We start from the raw sequence: 19,593 nt of genomic DNA on the forward strand, positions 1-19,593 counted from the left end.
CCGGCATCCTCTGCATGAAAAAAATGTAGCATACCTCACAAGAAATAGCTTGCGATTACATCGTGCGCTATCTATATTCACTCACATGAAAAGCACCGATACCGAACAACCCAACGCGAAGAACCTGCTGCTGCTCGATCAGCAGCTCTGTTTCGCGCTGTACTCCGCCAACCTGGCGCTGCACAAAGTCTACCGCAAGCTGTTGAATCAGCTCGAGCTCACCTACCCGCAGTATCTGGTGATGATGGTGCTGTGGGAACGCGATCGGGTGACGGTATCGGATATCGGCGAGCGGCTGTTCCTCGATTCCGCCACGCTGACGCCGCTGCTGAAACGGCTGGAAACCGCCGGTTTGCTGGTGCGCTATCGCGCCACTACCGACGAGCGCCAGGTGATCATCGCGCTCACCGAAGCCGGCCGCGCGCTGCGTGAACGGGCGCAGTCGGTGCCCGAGGCGGTGATGTGCGCCACCGACTGCAGCCTGGACGAGATCGTCTCGCTCAAACAGCAGCTGGAAAAGCTGCGCGGCAGCCTGATCGATCAGATTTGACCCACCGACGCCGGACGCAAGAACGGCAGGGGTGGTCTACACTGGTTAATAAGCGTCAAAAATAAGTAGTGCACGATTTAATCGTAAAAGATATATATGTGACCGGCTACCCCTCGCGGGGGCTGTTGTCATCTCGCCAACCAGCAAGAAGGAATGAACGATGTCTATTGAGAAAGTGGTTTACCGCGCTCACGCCACCGCAACCGGTGGCCGCGACGGCCGTGCGACCTCCTCCGACGGCGTGTTGGACGTGAAATTGGGCGTACCGAAAGAGATGGGCGGCGCCGGCGGCGAAGTCACCAACCCCGAGCAGCTGTTCGCCGCCGGTTACTCGGCCTGTTTCCTCGGCGCGTTGAAGTTTGTCGCGGCGAAAGAAAAGGTCAAAATCCCGGCCGAAGCGAAGATCGACGGCACCGTCGGCATCGGTGAAATCCCGAACGGCTTCGGCATCGAAGTGCAGCTGGATATTTCGCTGCCGGGCATCGAGCGCAGCGTGGCGGAAGATCTGGTGAAAAAGGCGCACGTGGTGTGCCCGTATTCCAACGCCACCCGCGGCAATATCGACGTCACGCTGAACGTTAAGTAAGTTTTTTGCCGACACCATGGAAAAAATGGAGGGTTTATCCCTCCATTTTCTTTGATATCCCGTCTGAAAAGTGCTCAAAAAAGCGGTAAATTTTGCCCGTTTTGTGAGAATTCTCTTGATTATTACTCGCAAAATAACGCTTATTGCCGGTTGGCTGAACCAGAAGCCGCAATCAGTGTCTGACTGAGTCAGAACCGCTACACCGTCCCCGGAGCCACCGCGTTACATGAACAAAGTTAAATCGCTATCACAGCAGAATTTATCGTTATTGTTAGCGATCTATATCGGCATCTTTCTAAACCTGTCCGTTTTTTATCGCCGTTTTGATTCGCTGGCGCACGGCATTCAGGGAATTAAGCTTATTTCGGCGGTGACGGAAGTCATCGCTATCGTCCTGTTCACGTTCTTCATCATGCGGCTGGTGTCGCTCGGCGGCCGGCTGTTTTATCGCATCGTCGCCTCGCTGCTGGTGCTGATCTCGGTTGCCGCCAGCTACTACATGACGTTTTTCAACGTGGTGATCGGCTACGGCATCGTGGTGTCGGTGATGACCACCGATATCGATCTGTCGAAAGAGGTGGTCGGCCTGCATTTCGTGCTGTGGATGGTGGCGCTCAGCGCCTTGCCGCTGCTGCTGATCTGGAAAAACAGCCTGCGCTTCACCCTGATCGAACAGCTGAAAACCCCCGGTCACCGCATCAAACCGCTGCTGGTGTTGTTGGCGGTAGTAGCGTTGGTCTGGCTGCCGCTGCGCATGCTGGACGACGAGCAAAGCGTGCAGGAGAAGCTCGCCAACGTCGATCTGCCGAGCTACGGCGGCGTGGTGGCGCACTCGTACCTGCCGTCTAACTGGCTGTCGGCACTGGGGCTGTTCGCCTATACCCGCTATGACGAAAGTCAGGATCAGAGCACGCTGTTCGATCCGGGCAAACACTTTACCTATGTGCCGCCGGCGGACATCGACGATACCTACGTGGTGTTCATCATCGGCGAGACCACGCGCTGGGATCACATGGGCATGCTGGGCTACGAGCGCGATACTACGCCGCGCCTGTCGAAAGAGAAGAATCTGGTGGCGTTCCGCGGCGAGTCGTGCGACACCGCCACCAAGCTGTCGCTGCGCTGCATGTTCGTGCGCGAAGGCGGCACCGAGGACAACCCGCAGCGCACGCTGAAAGAGCAAAACGTGTTCGCGGTGATGAAGGAACTGGGCTTCTCTTCCGAGCTGTTCGCCATGCAGAGTGAGGTGTGGTTCTACAACAACACCGAGGTGAACAACTATTCGTTCCGCGAGATGATCGCGTCCGAGAAGCGCAACGACGGCAAGGCGGTCGACGATATGCTGCTGGTGGACGAAATGAAGGAGTCGCTGGCGCGTTATCCGAAGGGCAAACACCTGGTGATCCTGCATACCAAAGGCTCGCACTACCTGTACTCGCAGCGTTATCCGCGCAGCTATGCGCGCTATCAGCCGGAGTGCATGGGGGTGGATGACTCCTGCACCAAGGCGCAGCTGATCAACGCCTTCGACAATACGGTGCTGTATACCGACAGCTTTATCAGTAATGTGATCGACCAGGTGCGGGACAAGAAGGCCATCGTGTTCTATGCCGCCGACCACGGCGAGTCGATCGGCGAGAATACGCACCTGCACGGCACGCCGCGCGAAATGGCGCCGCCGGAACAATTCCGCGTGCCGATGATGGTGTGGGCGTCGGACAAGTTCCTCGAGAACCCGCAGCACCTCAGCGCCTTTGAGCAACTGCAGGCGCAGCAGCGCATCGGCAAAACGCATCGCCACGTCGAGCTGTTTGACACTATCCTCGGTTGCCTCGGCTACACCTCGCCGAACGGCGGCATCGTGGATAAAAACAACTGGTGCCATCTCCCGCAGAATAAAACGGCACCTGCCAGCCTGTAATCCCTCCCGCCGGGTGCCTTGCGCACCCGGTAATTTCCGCCAATACATTCTCTTCATCAATTATTCCGGTGTGTGCATACGGTATACTTGCGCACTTCCCCTTCTAACCGGAGATTTCCATGACCCTGCGCGTGGCGTTTATCGACGATCATGACATTGTGCGTTCGGGCTTTGTGCAGTTGCTGTCGCTGGAGGCCGATATTCAGGTGGTGGGCGAGTTCAGCAGCGCGGCGCAGGCGCGCGCCGGCCTGCCGGGGCTGGAGGCGGAAATCTGCATTTGCGACATTTCGATGCCCGACGGCAGCGGGTTGGATCTGCTGGCGGACATTCCCTCCGGCATCCGCGTGGTGATGCTGTCGATGCACGATAATCCGGCGCTGGTGGAAATGGCGCTGGAACGCGGCGCCAGCGGCTTTCTCTCCAAGCGCTGCAAGCCGGAAGATCTGATCACCGCCGTGCGCACCGTCGCCGGCGGCGGCGTCTATCTGATGCCGGAAATCGCCCAGCAGCTGGCGCGGGTGAAGGTGGATCCGTTGACCCGCCGCGAGCGCGAGATCGCGCTATTGCTGGCGCAGGGCCAGGAGGTGCGCGAGATCGCCGCCGCGCTGGGGCTGTCGCCAAAGACGGTGCATGTGCATCGCGCCAACCTGTTCGCCAAGCTGGGCATCACCAATAACGTCGAGCTGGCCAGACGGATGCTGAACCTGTGACGCAGCGTCTGATCACCCAGCTGGCGCTGTTCTTCATTTATGCCGCCAGCGCATTTTGCCTGTGGGGCATTGGCACCGCGCTGATCGACCCGCCCTGGCAGGCGCTGTTGCTGTTCCCGTTCGGCCTGCGCATGGGCATTTTGCTGCAGAGCCCGTACCGTTTCTGGCCGGGGATCCTGCTGGCCGACCTGCTGCTGATGGCGCTGCTGGCGGACCAGTACGGCTACGGCCCGGCGCTGTGGGCGTCGGTGGCGGTGCTGGTGCTGACGGTGCTGCTCAGCCTGTTGGCCTCGCCGTGGCTGCTGCGCCATCAGCAGAGCGACAGCGAATGGCGCTGGCCGCTGTTGCAGGGCGCGGTGGTCGCCGCCGCCGCTTTGCTGCAGGCGCTTGTGTGGCAGCTGGTGAGCGGCGAAGGCGCCCGCGCGCTGCTGCTCGGCCTGACCGGCGGTTTCACCATCGCGCCGACCTGCCTGCTGTTGTGGCACTATCTGGCGCGCCAAATCTGGGTGCCGCTGGAGCCGGGGCTGATCCACAAGCCGGTGGAGCTGCGCCTGGGCCACCTGGCCAGCTATCTGCTGCTGTTTGCATTCAGCATCTGGCTGCAGCAGCAGGTTAACGCCGCCGAGCTGCGCCGCTTTGCGCCTTTCTGCCTGGCGATCCCGATCGTGTTCATGTCTTACCGCTATGGCTGGCAGGGCGCGCTGTTGGCGACGCTGCTCAACGGCGTGGCGCTGATGGTCAACGAGCCGCCGCAGCCCGAGTCGCACCGCGACTTGCTGTTGTCGTTGCTGGCCCAAAGCCTGACCGGGCTGCTGCTGGGCGCCGGTATTCAGCGCCAGCGCGAACTGAATCAGCAGCTGCGGCTGCGGCTGGCGGAGAACCGGCAGCTGGCGCGGGCGCTGGTGACGGCGGAGGAACAAACCCGGCGCGAGGTGGCGCGCGAGCTGCACGATGAAGTGGGGCAGACCATCACCGTGATCCGCACACAGGCCAGCATCGTCAAGCGCCTGGCGCCGGAGCCGGCGGTGATCGGCTGCGCCGACACCATCGATGCGTTAGCGCTGCGGGTCTACGATGGGGTGCACGATGTGCTGACCCAGCTGTGGCCGGCGGCGCTGAACAACCTGCCGCTGTCGGCGGCGGTGGCGGCGATGCTGCGGGAGTCGCTGCCGCAGGACGCCTCGCTGGTGAGCAGCATGCAGTGGCAGGTGCCGGACGAACTGCTGGATGAAACGCTGAAAATCACGCTGTACCGGGTGTGTCAGGAAGGGGTGACCAATGTGTGCCGCCACGCCGGCGCCAGCCGCCTGGAATTGGACGCGCGTCTGCAGCCGCGCAAAGGCGCTGCGCCGCAGATTGCCCTGACCATCCGCGATAACGGCGTGGGCTTCGATGCGGACCACCATCAGCCGGGGTACGGCCTGCGCGGCATGCAGGAGCGCATCAGCGCTCTCGGCGGCAGCCTGCGGCTCACCTCTGAGCGGGGCGCCTGTTTGAGTGTGATCTTGCCCACAGTTTCACCGGCGCAAGCGCAAAACTAGGAAAAACTCCTAACCGCGTCGGGAATCCGGCGTAAGCCTCCCGCGCGCGCGGGGAGCATCATAGCGGCACTTTATTCAATCCTCTGAGGTTCCACATGTGGTCTTTCCTTAAAAGCCGCCCGGATGCGCCGCAGGTCACCGATCAACGGCAGATCGACGCCAGCTACAAATACTGGCGCATCCAGCTGATGTGCACCATGTACATCGGCTACGCCGCGTTTTACTTCACGCGCAAAAGCTTCAACTTCATCATGCCGGCGATGCTGAGCGATCTGGGCCTGACGATGTCCGACGTCGGCATCCTCGGCACGCTGTTCTACATCACCTACGGCTGCTCGAAATTCATTTCCGGCATGATCAGCGATCGTTCCAACCCGCGTTACTTTATGGGGCTGGGCCTGATCATGACCGGGGTGCTGAATATCTTCTTCGGCCTCAGTTCTTCGCTGCTGATGCTCGGCACGCTGTGGATCCTCAATGCCTTCTTCCAGGGCTGGGGCTGGCCGCCGTGCTCCAAAATCCTCACCAGCTGGTATTCGCGCTCCGAGCGCGGCAGCTGGTGGGCGATTTGGAACACTTCGCACAACGTCGGCGGCGCGCTGATCCCGCTGCTGGTGGGCTTTATCTCGCTGCACTTCAGCTGGCGTTACGGCATGATCATCCCCGGCATCATCGGCGTGGTGCTCGGCCTGCTGATGTGCTGGCGCCTGCGCGACAAGCCCTCCACCCTGGGGCTGCCGAGCGTCGGCAAATGGCGCAACGACGCCATGGAGCTGGTGCAGGAATCGGAAGGCCAGGGGCTGAGCAACCGCGAGATCATCAAGCGCTACGTGCTGACCAACAAGTACATCTGGCTGCTGGCGGTCTCTTACGTGCTGGTGTACATCGTGCGCACCGCGATCAACGACTGGGGCAACCTCTACCTGACGCAGGAAAAGGGCTATTCGCTGATGACCGCCAACTCGGCCATTTCGCTGTTTGAAGTGGGCGGCTTTATCGGTTCGCTGGTGGCCGGTTGGGGTTCCGACAAGCTGTTCCGCGGCAACCGTGGCCCGATGAACCTGATCTTCGCCATCGGCATCTTCCTGTCGGTGGCGGCGCTGTGGCTGATGCCGGGCGTCACCTACCTGCTGCAGGCCTGCTGCTTCTTCGCCATCGGCTTCTTCATCTTCGGCCCGCAGATGCTGATCGGCATGGCGGCGGCGGAGTGCTCGCATAAAGATGCGGCGGGCGCGGCGACCGGTTTCGTCGGCCTGTTCGCCTACCTGGGCGCGGCGCTGTCCGGCTACCCGATCGCGCGGGTGATGGAAATCTGGCACTGGAACGGTTTCTTCGTGGTGATTTCCATCGCCGCCTGCCTGTCGGCGCTGTTCCTGCTGCCGTTCCTGCGTGCGCAGACGCCGGTGCTGAAAACCGCCAAAGCCTGAGTAAAATGCGCTGCGCAACCCCCGGCGCAGCGCATTATGGCGCTTTTATCACCACTTGAAATGCAGGGGAAAAAAAGTGATTGACGCCTATAACCGCCAGCAGTAAGATGCGCCCCGCATCGGCGAGTAGCGCAGCTTGGTAGCGCAACTGGTTTGGGACCAGTGGGTCGGAGGTTCGAATCCTCTCTCGCCGACCACCATTCGAAAAACCTGCTTTTTAAAGCAGGTTTTTTTTCGCCTGCAGTTTATGAGGATGAGCACCTCCGCAGGAGGTTCGAGCCTCGCGAAGCGAGACAACGTTGCTTTAGCAACGGCCCGCAGGGCGCGCATCAACGATGCGCGTAATCCTCTCTCGCCGACCACCATTCGAAAAACCTGCTTTTTAAAGCAGGTTTTTTTTCGCCTGCGGTTTATGAGGATGAGCACCTCCTGCGATACGACCGGCTTCGCTTTATGGCACGTGTCAATCCGCCATCCTCGTGAAATATATTTATCCTTTACGCTTAATTAATTCAAACTCCTTATTCCAGTTAGGTTCTTTTTCTCATATTTAAATAAATTCACGCTTGCTGAATAAAACCCAGTTGATAGCGCTCTTGTTTTCACGCCTTTTTTATTTATAGTCTGAATGTACGCGGCGGGAATGATTTTTTTCCGTTACGTGGAAAAACGCTGTTTTTATTTGTTGACTTTAATCTTCGTGGATTATTGCGGAATTTTTTCGCTTCGGCAATGCGTAGCGACGATTAACTCTTTTATGTTTATCCTCTCGGAATAAAGGAATCAGTTATGCGCAAATTTAATAAACCGCTGTTGGCGCTGTTGATCGGCAGCACGCTGTGTTCCGCGGCGCAGGCCGCCGCGCCGGGCAAGCCGACCATCGCCTGGGGCAACACCAAGTTCGCCATCGTTGAAGTTGACCAGGCGGCTACCGCTTATAATAATTTGGTGAAGGTAAAAAATGCCGCCGATGTTTCCGTCTCCTGGAATTTATGGAATGGCGACGCGGGCACGACGGCCAAGATTTTATTAAATGGCAAAGAGGCGTGGAGCGGCCCTTCAACCGGTTCTTCCGGTACGGCGAATTTTAAAGTCAATAAAGGCGGCCGTTATCAAATGCAGGTGGCATTGTGCAATGCCGACGGTTGCACCGCCAGCGACGCCACTGAAATTGTGGTGGCCGACACCGACGGCAGCCATTTGGCGCCGTTGAAAGAGCCGCTGCTGGAAAAGAACAAACCGTATAAACAGAATTCCGGCAAAGTCGTCGGTTCTTATTTCGTCGAGTGGGGCGTTTACGGGCGCAATTTCACCGTCGACAAGATCCCGGCGCAGAACCTGACTCACCTGCTGTACGGCTTTATCCCGATCTGCGGCGGCAACGGCATCAACGACAGCCTGAAAGAGATTGAAGGCAGCTTCCAGGCGCTGCAGCGCTCCTGCCAGGGCCGCGAGGATTTCAAAGTCTCCATCCACGATCCGTTCGCCGCGCTGCAAAAAGCGCAGAAGGGCGTCACCGCCTGGGATGACCCCTACAAGGGCAACTTTGGCCAGCTGATGGCGCTGAAGCAGGCGCGTCCCGATCTGAAAATCCTGCCGTCGATCGGCGGCTGGACGCTGTCCGACCCGTTCTTCTTCATGGGCGACAAGGTGAAGCGCGATCGCTTCGTCGGCTCGGTGAAAGAGTTCCTGCAGACCTGGAAGTTCTTCGACGGCGTGGATATCGACTGGGAGTTCCCGGGCGGCAAAGGCGCCAACCCGAATCTGGGCAGCCCTCAGGACGGGGAAACTTATGTGCTGCTGATGAAAGAACTGCGGGCGATGCTGGATCAGCTGTCGGCGGAAACCGGCCGCAAGTATGAGCTGACCTCCGCCATCAGCGCCGGCAAGGACAAGATCGACAAGGTGGCATATAACGTCGCGCAGAACTCGATGGATCACATCTTCCTGATGAGCTACGACTTCTACGGCGCCTTCGATCTGAAAAACCTGGGGCATCAGACCGCGCTGAATGCGCCGGCCTGGAAACCGGACACCGCCTACACCACGATGAACGGCGTGAATGCGCTGCTGGCGCAGGGCGTCAAGCCGGGCAAGATCGTCGTCGGCACCGCCATGTATGGCCGCGGTTGGACCGGGGTGAACGGCTACCAGAACAACATTCCGTTCACCGGCACCGCCACCGGGCCGGTCAAAGGCACCTGGGAGAACGGCATCGTGGACTACCGCCAGATCGCCAGCCAGTTCATGAGCGGCGAGTGGCAGTACACCTACGACGCCACGGCGGAAGCGCCTTACGTGTTCAAACCTTCCACCGGCGATCTGATCACCTTTGACGATGCCCGCTCGGTGCAGGCCAAAGGCAAGTACGTGTTGGATAAGCAGCTGGGCGGCCTGTTCTCCTGGGAGATCGACGCGGACAACGGCGATATTCTCAACAGCATGAACGCCAGCCTGGGCAACAGCGCCGGCGTTCAATAATCGGTTGCAGTGCGTTGCCGGGGGATATCCTTTCGCCCCCGGCTTTTTCACCGCCGAAAGTTTTTTTACGCCGCACAGATTGTGGGCCTGCCCGGCGAAAAATGCGCTCATCGGACTCACCCTTTTGGGTAATCCTTCAGCATTTCCTTCTGTCTTTAACGGCGATCACAAAAATAACCGTTCAGATATTCATCGTTCAGCAACAAAGTTTTGGGGTTTTTTAGCGGAGTTTAAAACCAGTAAATTTATCAGGGTCAGACCAATGCGCTAAAAATGACCGCTTAGCATAAATTTTCATGCTGGAACTGTTAACAAAAGGTTTTTTTTATGTTTGTTTGCTGTTTCTCACAGTCTGCGTAAATCCCCACTGGTTATATTGACGACACCCCAAACAGTTGGCAACTTGATAGCCTCAGGGGTAAGAGCGAGAGTTGTTTGAGTGAATTCCACGCGCTCAGACGTCCCCGTCGCGATGCGTTCCATCCGGCATCCTCTCATCGTACGCCTTCTGCCTTCGGGCGCTGACCGCACAGGCCACGCAATAAAAAATACAGGTCTGGCGGCAATTACACACATCACATCACACAATGGAGCACTAACGATGACACGTTCCTTGGGTAAATCGGGGGTTCTGAAATTCGGCATTGGGCTGATCGCGCTGACCGTGGCGGCCAGCGTACAGGCCAAGACGTTGGTTTACTGTTCTGAAGGTTCCCCGGAAGGGTTCAACCCGCAGCTGTTCACCTCCGGCACCACCTACGACGCCAGTTCGGTACCGATCTACAACCGCCTGGTCGAATTCAAAGTCGGCACCACCGAACTGCAGCCGGGCCTGGCTGAGAAGTGGGACGTCAGCGAAGACGGCAAAACCTATACCTTCCACCTGCGCAAAGGCGTGAAGTGGCAGAGCAGCAAAGATTTCAAACCGACGCGCGACTTCAACGCCGACGACGTGGTGTTCTCCTTCGAACGCCAGTTGGATGCCAATAACGCCTACCACAAAGTGTCCGGCGGCAGTTACGAATACTTTGAAGGCATGGACATGCCGAAGCTGATCGCCAAGATCGAAAAAGTAGACGACAACACCGTGCGTTTCGTGCTGAACCGCCCGGAGGCGCCGTTCCTGGCTGACCTGGGCATGGACTTCGCGTCCATCCTGTCCGCCGAATACGCTGACGTCATGATGAAAGCCGGTACGCCGGAAAAAGTCGACCTGAACCCGATCGGCACCGGTCCGTTCCAGCTGCTGCAATACCAGAAAGACTCCAAAATCCTGTACAAGGCGTTCGACGGTTTCTGGGGCACCAAGCCGAAGATCGATCGTCTGGTGTTCTCCATCACGCCTGACGCTTCCGTGCGTTACGCCAAGCTGCAGAAAAACGAATGCCAGGTGATGCCGTTCCCGAACCCGGCCGATATCGCCCGCATGAAGCAGGACAAATCCATCAACCTGATGGAGCAGCCGGGGCTGAACGTGGGTTACCTGTCGTTCAACACCGAGAAAAAACCGCTGGATAACGTGAAGGTGCGTCAGGCGTTGACCATGGCGGTCAACAAGCAGGCGATCATCGACGCGGTTTATCAGGGCGCGGGCCAGGCGGCCAAGAACCTGATCCCGCCGACCATGTGGGGCTATAACGACGCGGTGCAGGATTACGCTTACGATCCGGCCAAGGCGAAAGAACTGCTGAAAGAAGCGGGCATGGCCGATGGTTTCAGCATCGACCTGTGGGCGATGCCGGTACAGCGTCCTTACAACCCGAACGCGCGCCGCATGGCGGAAATGATCCAGGCCGACTGGGCCAAGATCGGCGTGAAAGCCAAAATCGTGACCTATGAGTGGGGTGAATACCTCAAGCGCGCCAAAGCGGGCGAGCACCAGACGGTGATGATGGGCTGGACCGGCGACAACGGGGATCCGGACAACTTCTTCGCCACGCTGTTCAGCTGCGCGGCGGCGAAAGACGGCTCCAACTACTCCCGCTGGTGCTACAAGCCGTTTGAAGATCTGATTCAACCGGCGCGCGCCGAGTCCAACCACGACAAACGCATCGAACTGTACAAGCAGGCGCAGGTGGTGATGCACGATCAGGCTCCGGCGCTGATCGTCGCGCACTCCACCGTGTATGAGCCTGTGCGTAAGGAAGTGAAGGGCTACGTCGTGGATCCGCTCGGCAAGCATCACTTCGAGAATGTCTCTGTAGACTGATTCCGACCTAAACCGGAGATGCACGAATGGACTTGCAGGGGCGCAACAGGTTTGCGCCTCTGCTGACCAGTCTCCGGCGTATGGCCGTTGGATCGTTCAAAGGCATGTGAGCGTTAATAAGCCTGGCGGACGATGAGCTGCCGGGCATTGATACAGAGAGTTCGGGATATGTTGCAGTTCATACTCCGACGTTTGGGGTTAGTTATCCCAACGTTTATCGGCATTACATTGCTGACTTTTGCATTCGTCCATATGATCCCCGGCGACCCGGTGACCATCATGGCCGGGGAACGCGGTATCTCCGCCGAGCGCCACGCGCAGCTGATGGCGGAAATGGGGCTGGACAAGCCGCTCTATCAACAATACTTCTCCTATGTGTCCAACGTGCTGCACGGCGATCTGGGCACCTCACTCAAAAGCCGCATCTCCGTCTGGAGCGAGTTCGTTCCGCGCTTTCAGGCCACGCTGGAGCTGGGCCTGTGCGCGATGATCTTCGCGGTGCTGGTAGGCATCCCGGTCGGGGTGCTGGCGGCGGTCAAACGCGGCTCGGTCTTCGACCATACCGCGGTGGGCATCTCGCTGACCGGCTATTCGATGCCGATTTTCTGGTGGGGCATGATGCTGATCATGCTGGTGTCGGTGCAGCTTAACCTGACGCCGGTGTCGGGGCGCATCAGCGACACGGTATTCCTCGACGACAGCCACCCGCTGACCGGCTTCATGCTGATAGACACCCTGATCTGGGGCGAACCGGGCGACTTTATCGATGCGGTGATGCACATGATCCTGCCGGCCATCGTGCTGGGCACCATCCCGCTGGCGGTGATCGTGCGCATGACCCGCTCCTCGATGCTGGAGGTGTTGGGCGAAGACTATATCCGCACCGCGCGCGCCAAGGGCGTGAGCCGCATGCGGGTGATCGTCGTTCACGCGCTGCGCAACGCGCTGCTGCCGGTGGTGACGGTGATCGGGCTGCAGGTCGGCACCATGCTGGCCGGCGCCATTCTGACCGAAACCATCTTCTCCTGGCCGGGTCTGGGCCGCTGGCTGATCGATGCGCTGCAGCGCCGTGATTACCCGGTAGTGCAGGGCGGGGTGTTGCTGGTCGCCTGTATGATCATTCTGGTTAACCTGCTGGTAGACGTGCTCTACGGCGTGGTCAACCCGCGTATTCGCCACAAGAAATAAGGGGCGCTCTCATGTCTCAAATCACTGAGTCTGCAGTTAAAGGTGCGCCGAAGCCGATGACCCCGTTTCAGGAGTTCTGGCACTATTTCAAGCGCAATAAAGGGGCCGTGGTCGGCCTGGTGTATATCGTTTTGATGCTGGTGATCGCGCTCGGCGCCGGGGTGCTGGCGCCGCATGCGCCGGCGGACCAGTTCCGCGACGCGCTGCTCAAGCCGCCGGTGTGGCAGGAGGGCGGCAGTTGGCAATACATCCTGGGCACCGACGACGTGGGCCGCGACGTGCTGTCGCGCCTGATGTACGGCGCGCGCCTGTCGCTGCTGGTCGGTTGTCTGGTGGTGGTGCTGTCGCTGGTCATGGGCGTGGTGTTCGGCCTGCTGGCCGGCTACTTCGGCGGCGCGGTGGACGCGGTGATCATGCGCGTCGTCGACATCATGCTGGCCCTGCCGAGCCTGCTGCTGGCGCTGGTGCTGGTGGCGGTATTCGGACCGTCGATCGTCAACGCCTCGCTGGCGCTCACCTTCGTCGCCTTGCCGCACTATGTGCGTCTGACGCGCGCGGCGGTGCTGGCGGAGGTGAACCGCGATTACGTCACCGCTTCGCGGGTGGCGGGCGCCGGCGCGCTGCGTCAGATGTTCGTCAATATTCTGCCTAACTGCCTGGCGCCCTTGATCGTTCAGGCTTCTCTCGGTTTCTCGAACGCCATTCTCGACATGGCCGCTCTCGGCTTTCTGGGCATGGGCGCGCAACCGCCGACGCCGGAGTGGGGCACCATGCTCTCCGACGTGTTGCAGTTCGCGCAAAGCGCCTGGTGGGTAGTGACCTTCCCCGGCCTGGCGATCCTGCTGACGGTGCTGGCATTCAACCTGATGGGGGACGGTTTGCGTGACGCTCTCGACCCCAAACTCAAGCAGTAACAGAGGACGAGAGAGATGGCGTTATTGAATGTAGACAAGCTTTCGGTGCACTTCGGTGACGAAGGCACCCCGTTCCGCGCGGTAGACCGCATCAGTTACAGCGTGGATCAAGGTCAGGTGGTCGGCATCGTCGGTGAATCCGGCTCCGGCAAATCCGTCAGTTCGCTGGCGATCATGGGCCTGATCGATTTTCCCGGCAAAGTGATGGCCGACAAGCTGGAGTTCAACGGCCAGGACTTGCGCAAGATCTCCGAAAAAGAGCGCCGCCAGCTGGTGGGCTCCGAAGTGGCGATGATCTTCCAGGATCCGATGACCAGCCTGAACCCGTGCTACACCGTCGGTTATCAGATTATGGAGGCGCTGAAGGTGCATCAGGGCGGCAACCGCCGCACCCGCCGCCAGCGCGCTATCGACCTGCTGACACAGGTGGGGATTCCCGATCCGGCCTCGCGGCTGGACGTGTACCCGCACCAGCTTTCCGGCGGCATGAGTCAGCGCGTGATGATCGCCATGGCTATCGCCTGTCGGCCGAAGCTGCTGATCGCCGATGAGCCGACGACCGCGCTCGACGTGACCATCCAGGCGCAGATCATCGAACTGCTGCTGGATCTGCAGCAGCGCGAGAACATGGCGCTGTTGCTGATCACCCACGATTTGGCGCTGGTGGCGGAAGCGGCACATCACATCATCGTGATGTACGCCGGCCAGGTGGTGGAATCCGGCAAAGCGGCGGAGATTTTCCGCGCGCCGCGCCACCCGTACACCCAGGCGCTGCTGCGCGCGCTGCCGGAGTTCGCCGCCGACAAGGCGCGGCTGGCTTCGCTGCCGGGCGTGGTGCCGGGCAAATACGATCGCCCGACCGGCTGCCTGCTCAATCCGCGTTGTCCGTACGCCAACGAGCGCTGCCGTAACGAGGAGCCGGAACTGCGCAGCATTCCCGGCCGTCAGGTTAAATGTCACACACCGCTGGATGATGCGGGGAGGCCGACCGTATGAGCCAGAATCAACCTTTACTGCAGGCGATCGACCTGAAAAAGCATTACCCGGTGAAAAAGGGCCTGTTCGCGCCGGAGCGGCTGGTCAAGGCGCTGGACGGCGTGTCGTTCACTCTGGAGCGCGGTAAAACGCTCGCGGTAGTCGGTGAGTCGGGCTGCGGCAAATCCACGCTCGGCCGCCTGCTGACGATGATCGAAGTGCCGACCGGCGGCGAGCTGTACTACCAGGGACAGGATCTGCTGAAGCCGGACGTTTCCGCCGAGAAATTGCGGCGCCAGAAGATCCAAATCGTGTTCCAGAATCCTTACGGATCGCTCAACCCGCGCAAGAAGGTCGGGCAGATCCTCGAGGAGCCGCTGTTGATCAACACCTCGCTCAGCGCCGCCGAACGGCGGGAAAAAGCGCTGGAGATGATGGCGAAGGTCGGCCTGAAGACCGAGCATTACGATCGCTATCCGCACATGTTCTCCGGCGGCCAGCGTCAGCGTATCGCCATCGCCCGCGGGCTGATGCTGAATCCGGACGTGGTGATCGCCGATGAGCCGGTGTCGGCGTTGGACGTGTCGGTGCGCGCGCAGGTGCTGAACCTGATGATGGATCTGCAGCAGGAGCTGGGGCTGTCCTACGTGTTCATCTCGCACGATCTGTCGGTGGTGGAACACATCGCCGATGAAGTGATGGTGATGTACCTGGGCCGCTGCGTGGAAAAGGGCAGCAAAGAGGCGATCTTCAACAACCCGCGCCATCCGTACACCCAGGCGCTGCTCTCGGCGACGCCGCGGTTGAACCCGGATATGCGCCGCGAGCGCATCAAGCTGACCGGCGAACTGCCCAGCCCGATGAACCCGCCGCCGGGCTGTGCGTTCAATGCCCGCTGCCGCCGCGCCTTCGGCACCTGCGTACAGCTGCAGCCGCAGCTGAAGCAGTACGGTGAGCAGATGGTGGCCTGCTTTGCGGTCGATCAGGACGAACATCCGGGGGCGTAAAGCGTCGAACGTCATCGCTTAAATTCACGCCGGCATCACGCCGGCGTTTTTTATTATTTAATCAATCAGTTAATCGAATCGCTTTTCAGGGCGTTATTGAATGCTTAACGAAAATCTGACGAATGCTTATTTTTATAGGAGTTTTCGCAATGAATTAATAAGCGAATAAGAAATTTAACGGGAGGTGAGTAATAATATTTTTGCCAGACGTTTAACCTCGCTTTTTGTCGGACTTGCTCAATAAAAAAAGCACGCCGTCGGCGTGCTTTGGGTCGATAAGGCCGCGATTATTGCGGATAAGGCACCCAATCGCCGCCGTTCAGGCGAATGTAAGGTTTCCCCTGATATTGCATCACGATGGCGTTGTCGTTTTCGGAGATGACCGGCGTCTGCGGCAGCCCTTGCGTCAGCGCCTGCCAGTCGACGCTGGACTCGCTGAAGACTTTGCCGTCCACCAGACGTGATACCAGCTCCGACAGCGCCAGATAGCTGCTCGGCGTTTTGATCTGCAGCGGACTGACCTGATGCGGCGCCTTCATGCCGATCAGTTTGATGCCGACCGGCGTATGGGTGATGTTCAGGCTGGGGATATCGCGCAGGCCGGACATTTGCATCTTGTCACCCACTAACGCCGCACCATGCTCCGGCACGATCACCACCACCACTTTGCGGCCGGATTTTTCCAGCTGATCGAGGAAGGTGTTCAGCTGATCGAACAGCTTCTGCGCGCGCGGCTGATAGTCGGCGCTCTTGTTAGAGCCGACGAAGCGGTTGCCGTCGTGCAGCGGGATGACGTTGAAGAAGGTGGCGGTGCGGGCGTCTCCGGCTTTTTGCTGCTGATCCAGCCAGCGGGTCAGCAATTCCAGATCGTTATAAATCGGCTCGCCGTCGAACGACGTCAGCTCGTTGCCGACGCCGGCCTGCGACATCAGCGGCGCCTGCATGTCGCCCTGTTCACGCAGCTCTTTCAGGTAGTTGCCGAACACCCCGGAGTGATCGAGCATCAGCTGTTCCTTGAAGCCGAGCTTCGCCAGGTTGTCGAACAGGTAACACTGCTGGTTCACCGGCTGGTACAGATCGTGATGCGAAAGCTGGCCGCAGCTGGCGCGCAGCAACCGTATCGAGGCCGGGCCGCTGTAGGCGGTGGCCGAGTTGAAGCTGTCGAACATGATATCCATCTTCGACCACAGCGGATGATTCTGCAGGTTGACCGCCTCCATATCGGCCCAGGCCAGCGAGCAGATGTTGATCACCAACAGATCGAACGGTTGGGCGTCGGCGGGCAAAGTGGCCGGGAACGCGGTGGCGCGGCCTTTTTCCCGCTCGTAGAACTGGTTCAGATAGGCCGTCAGGTTGGCGCTGGTTGGCGGCAGGCTGTCTGCGGGCGCATTATCTCCTGCCGTCGGCGCGGCCGTGGCCGGCGTGCCGGCGCCGCCGGCGGCAGCCGTGGAACTGGCGGGCAGCAGTGAGACCGCCGGCCCGGCGATGTTGACGATATTGAGCCACACCAGCGCGGCCACGGTGAACACCGTAACGCGCACCCACTGGGCGACGAACAGATAAGCGATAAGCAACACGAAGGCGGCGCCGACCATCTGCCAGTTGATAAAGCGGCTGACCAGCTCCAGCAGGTACTGGGCGCTGAAGCCGGCCAGCTGAGAGCCCTGGCTGAGAATGCTGTTGATGCCCGGCAGCCAGGTATCGTGGTAGAACAACGCGATGCCGATCGGGATGGCGAGGTAATGGCGCCAGCGGTGCAGCCGCGGCGAGGGGATCGGCATCAGCAGATAGGCCATGAACACCAGGTTCGGCAGCGCGTGGAAATTCAGGTAGCCGAACCACAGCAGGGCGAATTTCGCCAGAAAGTAGAGGTTCCAGCCACCCAGCCCGCGCCAGTAGCGCCACAGAGCGTTATCGGATTGCGTATTTGAGTTTGGATTCATGGCTGCTTCTTATGACGTTTAATCTGGGAGGATGAGCCTGTGCGCACCCATAAACCGGCGGATTTCAAATAGCGCGGCGATAACAACAGGTTTTGCCAGTATTGACGCAAATGCGGAAAACGCCGGTGAAAGGCGTAGCCCAGCGGAATGAAGACCAGCGCGCACAGCAAGATCAGTTGCAGGATGTCGTTAAGGTTCAGCATGCTTTTCCTCCTGCGGGCCAAGCGGCAGCGTGAAAGCGATCGGCTGGCGGCGTTCTGCGGGCTCTGCGGCCGTCACCACGGGGGGCGGCGGCGCGACGCCCCCGGCGCCGGTGGCGGTAAGCTGCCAGCGCCCCTGAGCCATGCGTTTGATTTCCGAAATGATATCGACATCCTGGTGCCACACCACCCGGTTGCTGAAGGCTTCATCCACCGGCAGGCGGAAGATGAACTTCAGCGCGGTGTTCAGATCGTTGATGCGGCAGGTGGAGAGGAACAGCACCAGACGCCCCTGCACCACGGTCATCACGTCGCCGAAACGCCGCAGGTGGCACAGGGTCATCGCCTGTTCGGCGCGCAGGCCGGTGGCCGGGCGCAACGCCACCATCACGCCTTTGCCGTCCTCGGGCAGCAAAGTGTTGGCCATCAGCGAAAGCACCGCCTGGCTAAACGGTTCCGGCCGCATGTAGCCTTTCAGCTGCAGCGGACGCAGCCCGGCCAGCAGCGCATCGATGTCGGTGGGCACGTGACGTGAGAAGCGCTGCCCCTGGATGCCTTCAAGCATGGTCAGAAAACGCGACAGCGGCGCGACGTGCGGCACGATCAGGTTGGCGCCGCAGGCCAGCAGCAGCCGTTCGTCGCTGTAGCGCAGGCTGGCGCTCATCTCGCGCACCGCGATTTTCAGGCCGTTGCCGCGGCTGCGGCGCAGGGTGTGGATCTGGTGCGCCAGATGATCGATTTGGTCGCTTTGATACAACGCGAAAATCAACGTCGCTGAGAGTCTCAGCATGCCGTGCTGCGCCAGTTCGTCGTTGTTCTCCAACAGCTGCCAGTTGGCGGACAGCGGCGGCGCGCCTTCCAGGATGCTGCGCTCGGCCAGATACTGGCCTTCGTCGCTGCGCAAGGCGGTGGGGGAGGGCTGGCTATTTTCCTCCTCGCCCTGCCAACCGCCTTCCGCCGCATACAGCGTCAGCAGCTGATTGGCGTTGATGCCGTTTTCGGTGCTCCACCAGTTCACCAGGTATTGCGCGCTGTCCTGCTGCCATTGCAGGCTGGACAGGCCGTTCAGGATGCGGTGCTGTGTGCTGAGCTGCCCTTTGAGCTTATTGATGCCGCCGCCGTGGCTGAGGATCAACAGCGTACACCCCTGCCGCCGCAGCCAGGCGGCGAGGGTGCGCGTCCATTCGCGCAGTTCTTCGGTGGTGAAGGTTTGCCACAGGCTGGCGTGGGCCAGCAGGATAAGTAAGCGATTTTGCGGCCGCAGGGCGCGCATCAGATCGTCGCTCAACTGCGCCAGCGCGGCTTTTTTCTCCGGTAGTTGATACAGCGGCAGCTTCTGCAAAGCGGGCGCAGCCAGCTCGGCCAGCAGGCGATCGGGTTTGTCTCCGCTGCAGATCAGGGCGAGCTTGCGGGTGGCCGGCTGGGCGGCGATGGCCTGGCGACACAACAGCGCGGCGTCGCTTTGCCTGTCGATATTGATCCAATAAAGCCCGGGGGCCTGCATCACCGACAGCTCTTCCCAAATCTGCCGAATGCCTAGAGAAAAAGAGTGCGCCATAGGATGTGTTCTACTTTCGTTGAAAGCCGACTAAAGGCGTTTATATTTAAAGATAGCCATTTTTACGCTGGCAATAACAAATATCCGATGCTCTTCAATAATATTTGTTGAGAATCATCTTATTGCCTGTCTCTTTTTGTATCGTTGCTATAGTTAATTAACATAGCCTATTTTCGCCAAGGCGGAAGAATGAATAACGCACCCAGCCATTTTCGTGCAGCGGCGCAGGAGGAGAGCCAGGATGACCTGCAGGCGCTCAGCCAGGCTTTTTCATTACCAAAATTAAGCTATGTCGATATTTCGCGGCAGGAGCGGTTAACGCAAATGATGACGCGCTGGCCGCTGCTGGCCGAATTGGCGCAAAACGCGGGGAGCCAGTGATC

General features: G+C 59.7%; 16 protein-coding genes, 1 tRNA gene and 1 other RNA gene. 15 read left to right on the forward strand and 3 right to left on the reverse strand.

Annotated features, from left to right (window positions below; genetic code table 11):
- Nucleotides 1-85 precede the first annotated feature (85 nt).
- The 14 genes from ACSBQS_RS20745 (at nucleotide 86) to dppF (ending at nucleotide 15,509) form a co-directional block, all read left to right on the forward strand.
- Nucleotides 86-550: a MarR family winged helix-turn-helix transcriptional regulator gene (locus ACSBQS_RS20745; RefSeq protein WP_033645067.1), complete on the forward strand. Its 465-nt coding sequence runs from the start codon at nucleotides 86-88 to the stop codon at nucleotides 548-550.
- A gap of 160 nt (nucleotides 551-710) precedes the next feature.
- A complete protein-coding gene (locus ACSBQS_RS20750) occupies nucleotides 711-1,136 on the forward strand; it encodes an organic hydroperoxide resistance protein (protein ID WP_004934114.1) in 426 nt (141 codons plus the stop codon).
- A 226-nt stretch (nucleotides 1,137-1,362) separates the two neighbouring features.
- Nucleotides 1,363-3,057, forward strand: a complete 1,695-nt coding sequence (eptB, locus tag ACSBQS_RS20755; protein ID WP_033652278.1) for a kdo(2)-lipid A phosphoethanolamine 7''-transferase — start codon at nucleotides 1,363-1,365, stop codon at nucleotides 3,055-3,057.
- A 119-nt stretch (nucleotides 3,058-3,176) separates the two neighbouring features.
- The gene (gene uhpA, locus ACSBQS_RS20760) at nucleotides 3,177-3,767 is read left to right on the forward strand and encodes a transcriptional regulator UhpA (protein WP_033645065.1); all 591 of its coding nucleotides are present in this window, start codon (nucleotides 3,177-3,179) and stop codon (nucleotides 3,765-3,767) included.
- The gene (gene uhpB / locus ACSBQS_RS20765) at nucleotides 3,764-5,308 is read left to right on the forward strand and encodes a signal transduction histidine-protein kinase/phosphatase UhpB (RefSeq protein ID WP_033652277.1); all 1,545 of its coding nucleotides are present in this window, start codon (nucleotides 3,764-3,766) and stop codon (nucleotides 5,306-5,308) included. The genes uhpA and uhpB overlap by 4 nt, the downstream gene beginning before the upstream one ends.
- A gap of 95 nt (nucleotides 5,309-5,403) precedes the next feature.
- Entirely contained in the window at nucleotides 5,404-6,735 is a 1,332-nt protein-coding gene (locus ACSBQS_RS20770) for an MFS transporter (protein WP_033645063.1), read from the forward strand.
- 120 nt (nucleotides 6,736-6,855) lie between these two features.
- Nucleotides 6,856-6,932, forward strand: a tRNA-Pro gene (locus ACSBQS_RS20775).
- Nucleotides 6,933-6,968: 36 nt separating this feature from the next.
- Nucleotides 6,969-7,097, forward strand: a non-coding RNA gene (locus tag ACSBQS_RS20780) — RtT sRNA.
- A 427-nt stretch (nucleotides 7,098-7,524) separates the two neighbouring features.
- Nucleotides 7,525-9,216 (forward strand): glycosyl hydrolase family 18 protein, encoded by a 1,692-nt coding sequence (locus ACSBQS_RS20785; protein ID WP_434991328.1) that lies wholly within the window; start codon nucleotides 7,525-7,527, stop codon nucleotides 9,214-9,216.
- 601 nt (nucleotides 9,217-9,817) lie between these two features.
- Complete coding sequence (dppA, locus tag ACSBQS_RS20790) at nucleotides 9,818-11,425, forward strand: dipeptide ABC transporter periplasmic-binding protein DppA (RefSeq protein WP_042783430.1); 1,608 nt, start codon at nucleotides 9,818-9,820, stop codon at nucleotides 11,423-11,425.
- 168 nt (nucleotides 11,426-11,593) lie between these two features.
- Nucleotides 11,594-12,613 carry a dipeptide ABC transporter permease DppB gene (gene dppB / locus ACSBQS_RS20795; protein ID WP_033645060.1) on the forward strand — a complete coding sequence of 340 codons (1,020 nt, stop codon included), beginning with the start codon at nucleotides 11,594-11,596 and terminating at the stop codon, nucleotides 12,611-12,613.
- Nucleotides 12,614-12,624: 11 nt separating this feature from the next.
- Nucleotides 12,625-13,527 (forward strand): dipeptide ABC transporter permease DppC, encoded by a 903-nt coding sequence (dppC, locus tag ACSBQS_RS20800; protein ID WP_033645059.1) that lies wholly within the window; start codon nucleotides 12,625-12,627, stop codon nucleotides 13,525-13,527.
- A gap of 15 nt (nucleotides 13,528-13,542) precedes the next feature.
- Entirely contained in the window at nucleotides 13,543-14,523 is a 981-nt protein-coding gene (gene dppD, locus ACSBQS_RS20805) for a dipeptide ABC transporter ATP-binding protein (RefSeq protein WP_033645058.1), read from the forward strand.
- A complete protein-coding gene (gene dppF / locus ACSBQS_RS20810) occupies nucleotides 14,520-15,509 on the forward strand; it encodes a dipeptide ABC transporter ATP-binding subunit DppF (protein ID WP_015376237.1) in 990 nt (329 codons plus the stop codon). Before dppD ends, dppF begins: the two co-directional genes overlap by 4 nt.
- Before the next feature lie 287 nt (nucleotides 15,510-15,796).
- Here the strand turns inward: dppF and bcsG are convergent, their stop codons facing one another.
- From bcsG to bcsE, 3 genes are read right to left on the reverse strand one after another with little or no spacing between them, the layout of a single operon-like run.
- Nucleotides 15,797-17,452, reverse strand: a complete 1,656-nt coding sequence (gene bcsG / locus ACSBQS_RS20815) for a cellulose biosynthesis protein BcsG (RefSeq protein WP_197666738.1) — start codon at nucleotides 17,450-17,452, stop codon at nucleotides 15,797-15,799.
- Complete coding sequence (bcsF, locus tag ACSBQS_RS20820) at nucleotides 17,449-17,655, reverse strand: cellulose biosynthesis protein BcsF (protein ID WP_033645228.1); 207 nt, start codon at nucleotides 17,653-17,655, stop codon at nucleotides 17,449-17,451. Before bcsF ends, bcsG begins: the two co-directional genes overlap by 4 nt.
- The gene (bcsE, locus tag ACSBQS_RS20825) at nucleotides 17,642-19,210 is read right to left on the reverse strand and encodes a cellulose biosynthesis protein BcsE (protein ID WP_197666739.1); all 1,569 of its coding nucleotides are present in this window, start codon (nucleotides 19,208-19,210) and stop codon (nucleotides 17,642-17,644) included. Before bcsE ends, bcsF begins: the two co-directional genes overlap by 14 nt.
- A 189-nt stretch (nucleotides 19,211-19,399) precedes the next feature.
- On the opposite strand from bcsE, the gene bcsR reads away from it, so the two are divergent.
- Nucleotides 19,400-19,591: a cellulose biosynthesis protein BcsR gene (gene bcsR, locus ACSBQS_RS20830; protein ID WP_434991329.1), complete on the forward strand. Its 192-nt coding sequence runs from the start codon at nucleotides 19,400-19,402 to the stop codon at nucleotides 19,589-19,591.
- Nucleotides 19,592-19,593 lie beyond the last annotated feature (2 nt).

This window comes from Serratia sp. H402Y (assembly GCF_051172415.1).
GTDB lineage: Bacteria > Pseudomonadota > Gammaproteobacteria > Enterobacterales > Enterobacteriaceae > Serratia > Serratia ureilytica.

What these genes read in the sequence shown, in the direction of transcription:
- bcsG (WP_197666738.1), bottom strand. Translation starts at nt 17,452, where the DNA reads ATGAATCCAAACTCAAATACGCAATCCGATAACGCTCTGTGGCGCTAC.
- dppA (WP_042783430.1), top strand. Translation starts at nt 9,818, where the DNA reads ATGACACGTTCCTTGGGTAAATCGGGGGTTCTGAAATTCGGCATTGGG.
- dppD (WP_033645058.1), top strand. Translation starts at nt 13,543, where the DNA reads ATGGCGTTATTGAATGTAGACAAGCTTTCGGTGCACTTCGGTGACGAA.
- ACSBQS_RS20770 (WP_033645063.1), top strand. Translation starts at nt 5,404, where the DNA reads ATGTGGTCTTTCCTTAAAAGCCGCCCGGATGCGCCGCAGGTCACCGAT.
- ACSBQS_RS20745 (WP_033645067.1), top strand. Translation starts at nt 86, where the DNA reads ATGAAAAGCACCGATACCGAACAACCCAACGCGAAGAACCTGCTGCTG.
- ACSBQS_RS20785 (WP_434991328.1), top strand. Translation starts at nt 7,525, where the DNA reads ATGCGCAAATTTAATAAACCGCTGTTGGCGCTGTTGATCGGCAGCACG.
- bcsF (WP_033645228.1), bottom strand. Translation starts at nt 17,655, where the DNA reads ATGCTGAACCTTAACGACATCCTGCAACTGATCTTGCTGTGCGCGCTG.
- eptB (WP_033652278.1), top strand. Translation starts at nt 1,363, where the DNA reads ATGAACAAAGTTAAATCGCTATCACAGCAGAATTTATCGTTATTGTTA.
- dppB (WP_033645060.1), top strand. Translation starts at nt 11,594, where the DNA reads ATGTTGCAGTTCATACTCCGACGTTTGGGGTTAGTTATCCCAACGTTT.
- dppC (WP_033645059.1), top strand. Translation starts at nt 12,625, where the DNA reads ATGTCTCAAATCACTGAGTCTGCAGTTAAAGGTGCGCCGAAGCCGATG.
- bcsE (WP_197666739.1), bottom strand. Translation starts at nt 19,210, where the DNA reads ATGGCGCACTCTTTTTCTCTAGGCATTCGGCAGATTTGGGAAGAGCTG.
- dppF (WP_015376237.1), top strand. Translation starts at nt 14,520, where the DNA reads ATGAGCCAGAATCAACCTTTACTGCAGGCGATCGACCTGAAAAAGCAT.
- ACSBQS_RS20750 (WP_004934114.1), top strand. Translation starts at nt 711, where the DNA reads ATGTCTATTGAGAAAGTGGTTTACCGCGCTCACGCCACCGCAACCGGT.
- bcsR (WP_434991329.1), top strand. Translation starts at nt 19,400, where the DNA reads ATGAATAACGCACCCAGCCATTTTCGTGCAGCGGCGCAGGAGGAGAGC.
- uhpA (WP_033645065.1), top strand. Translation starts at nt 3,177, where the DNA reads ATGACCCTGCGCGTGGCGTTTATCGACGATCATGACATTGTGCGTTCG.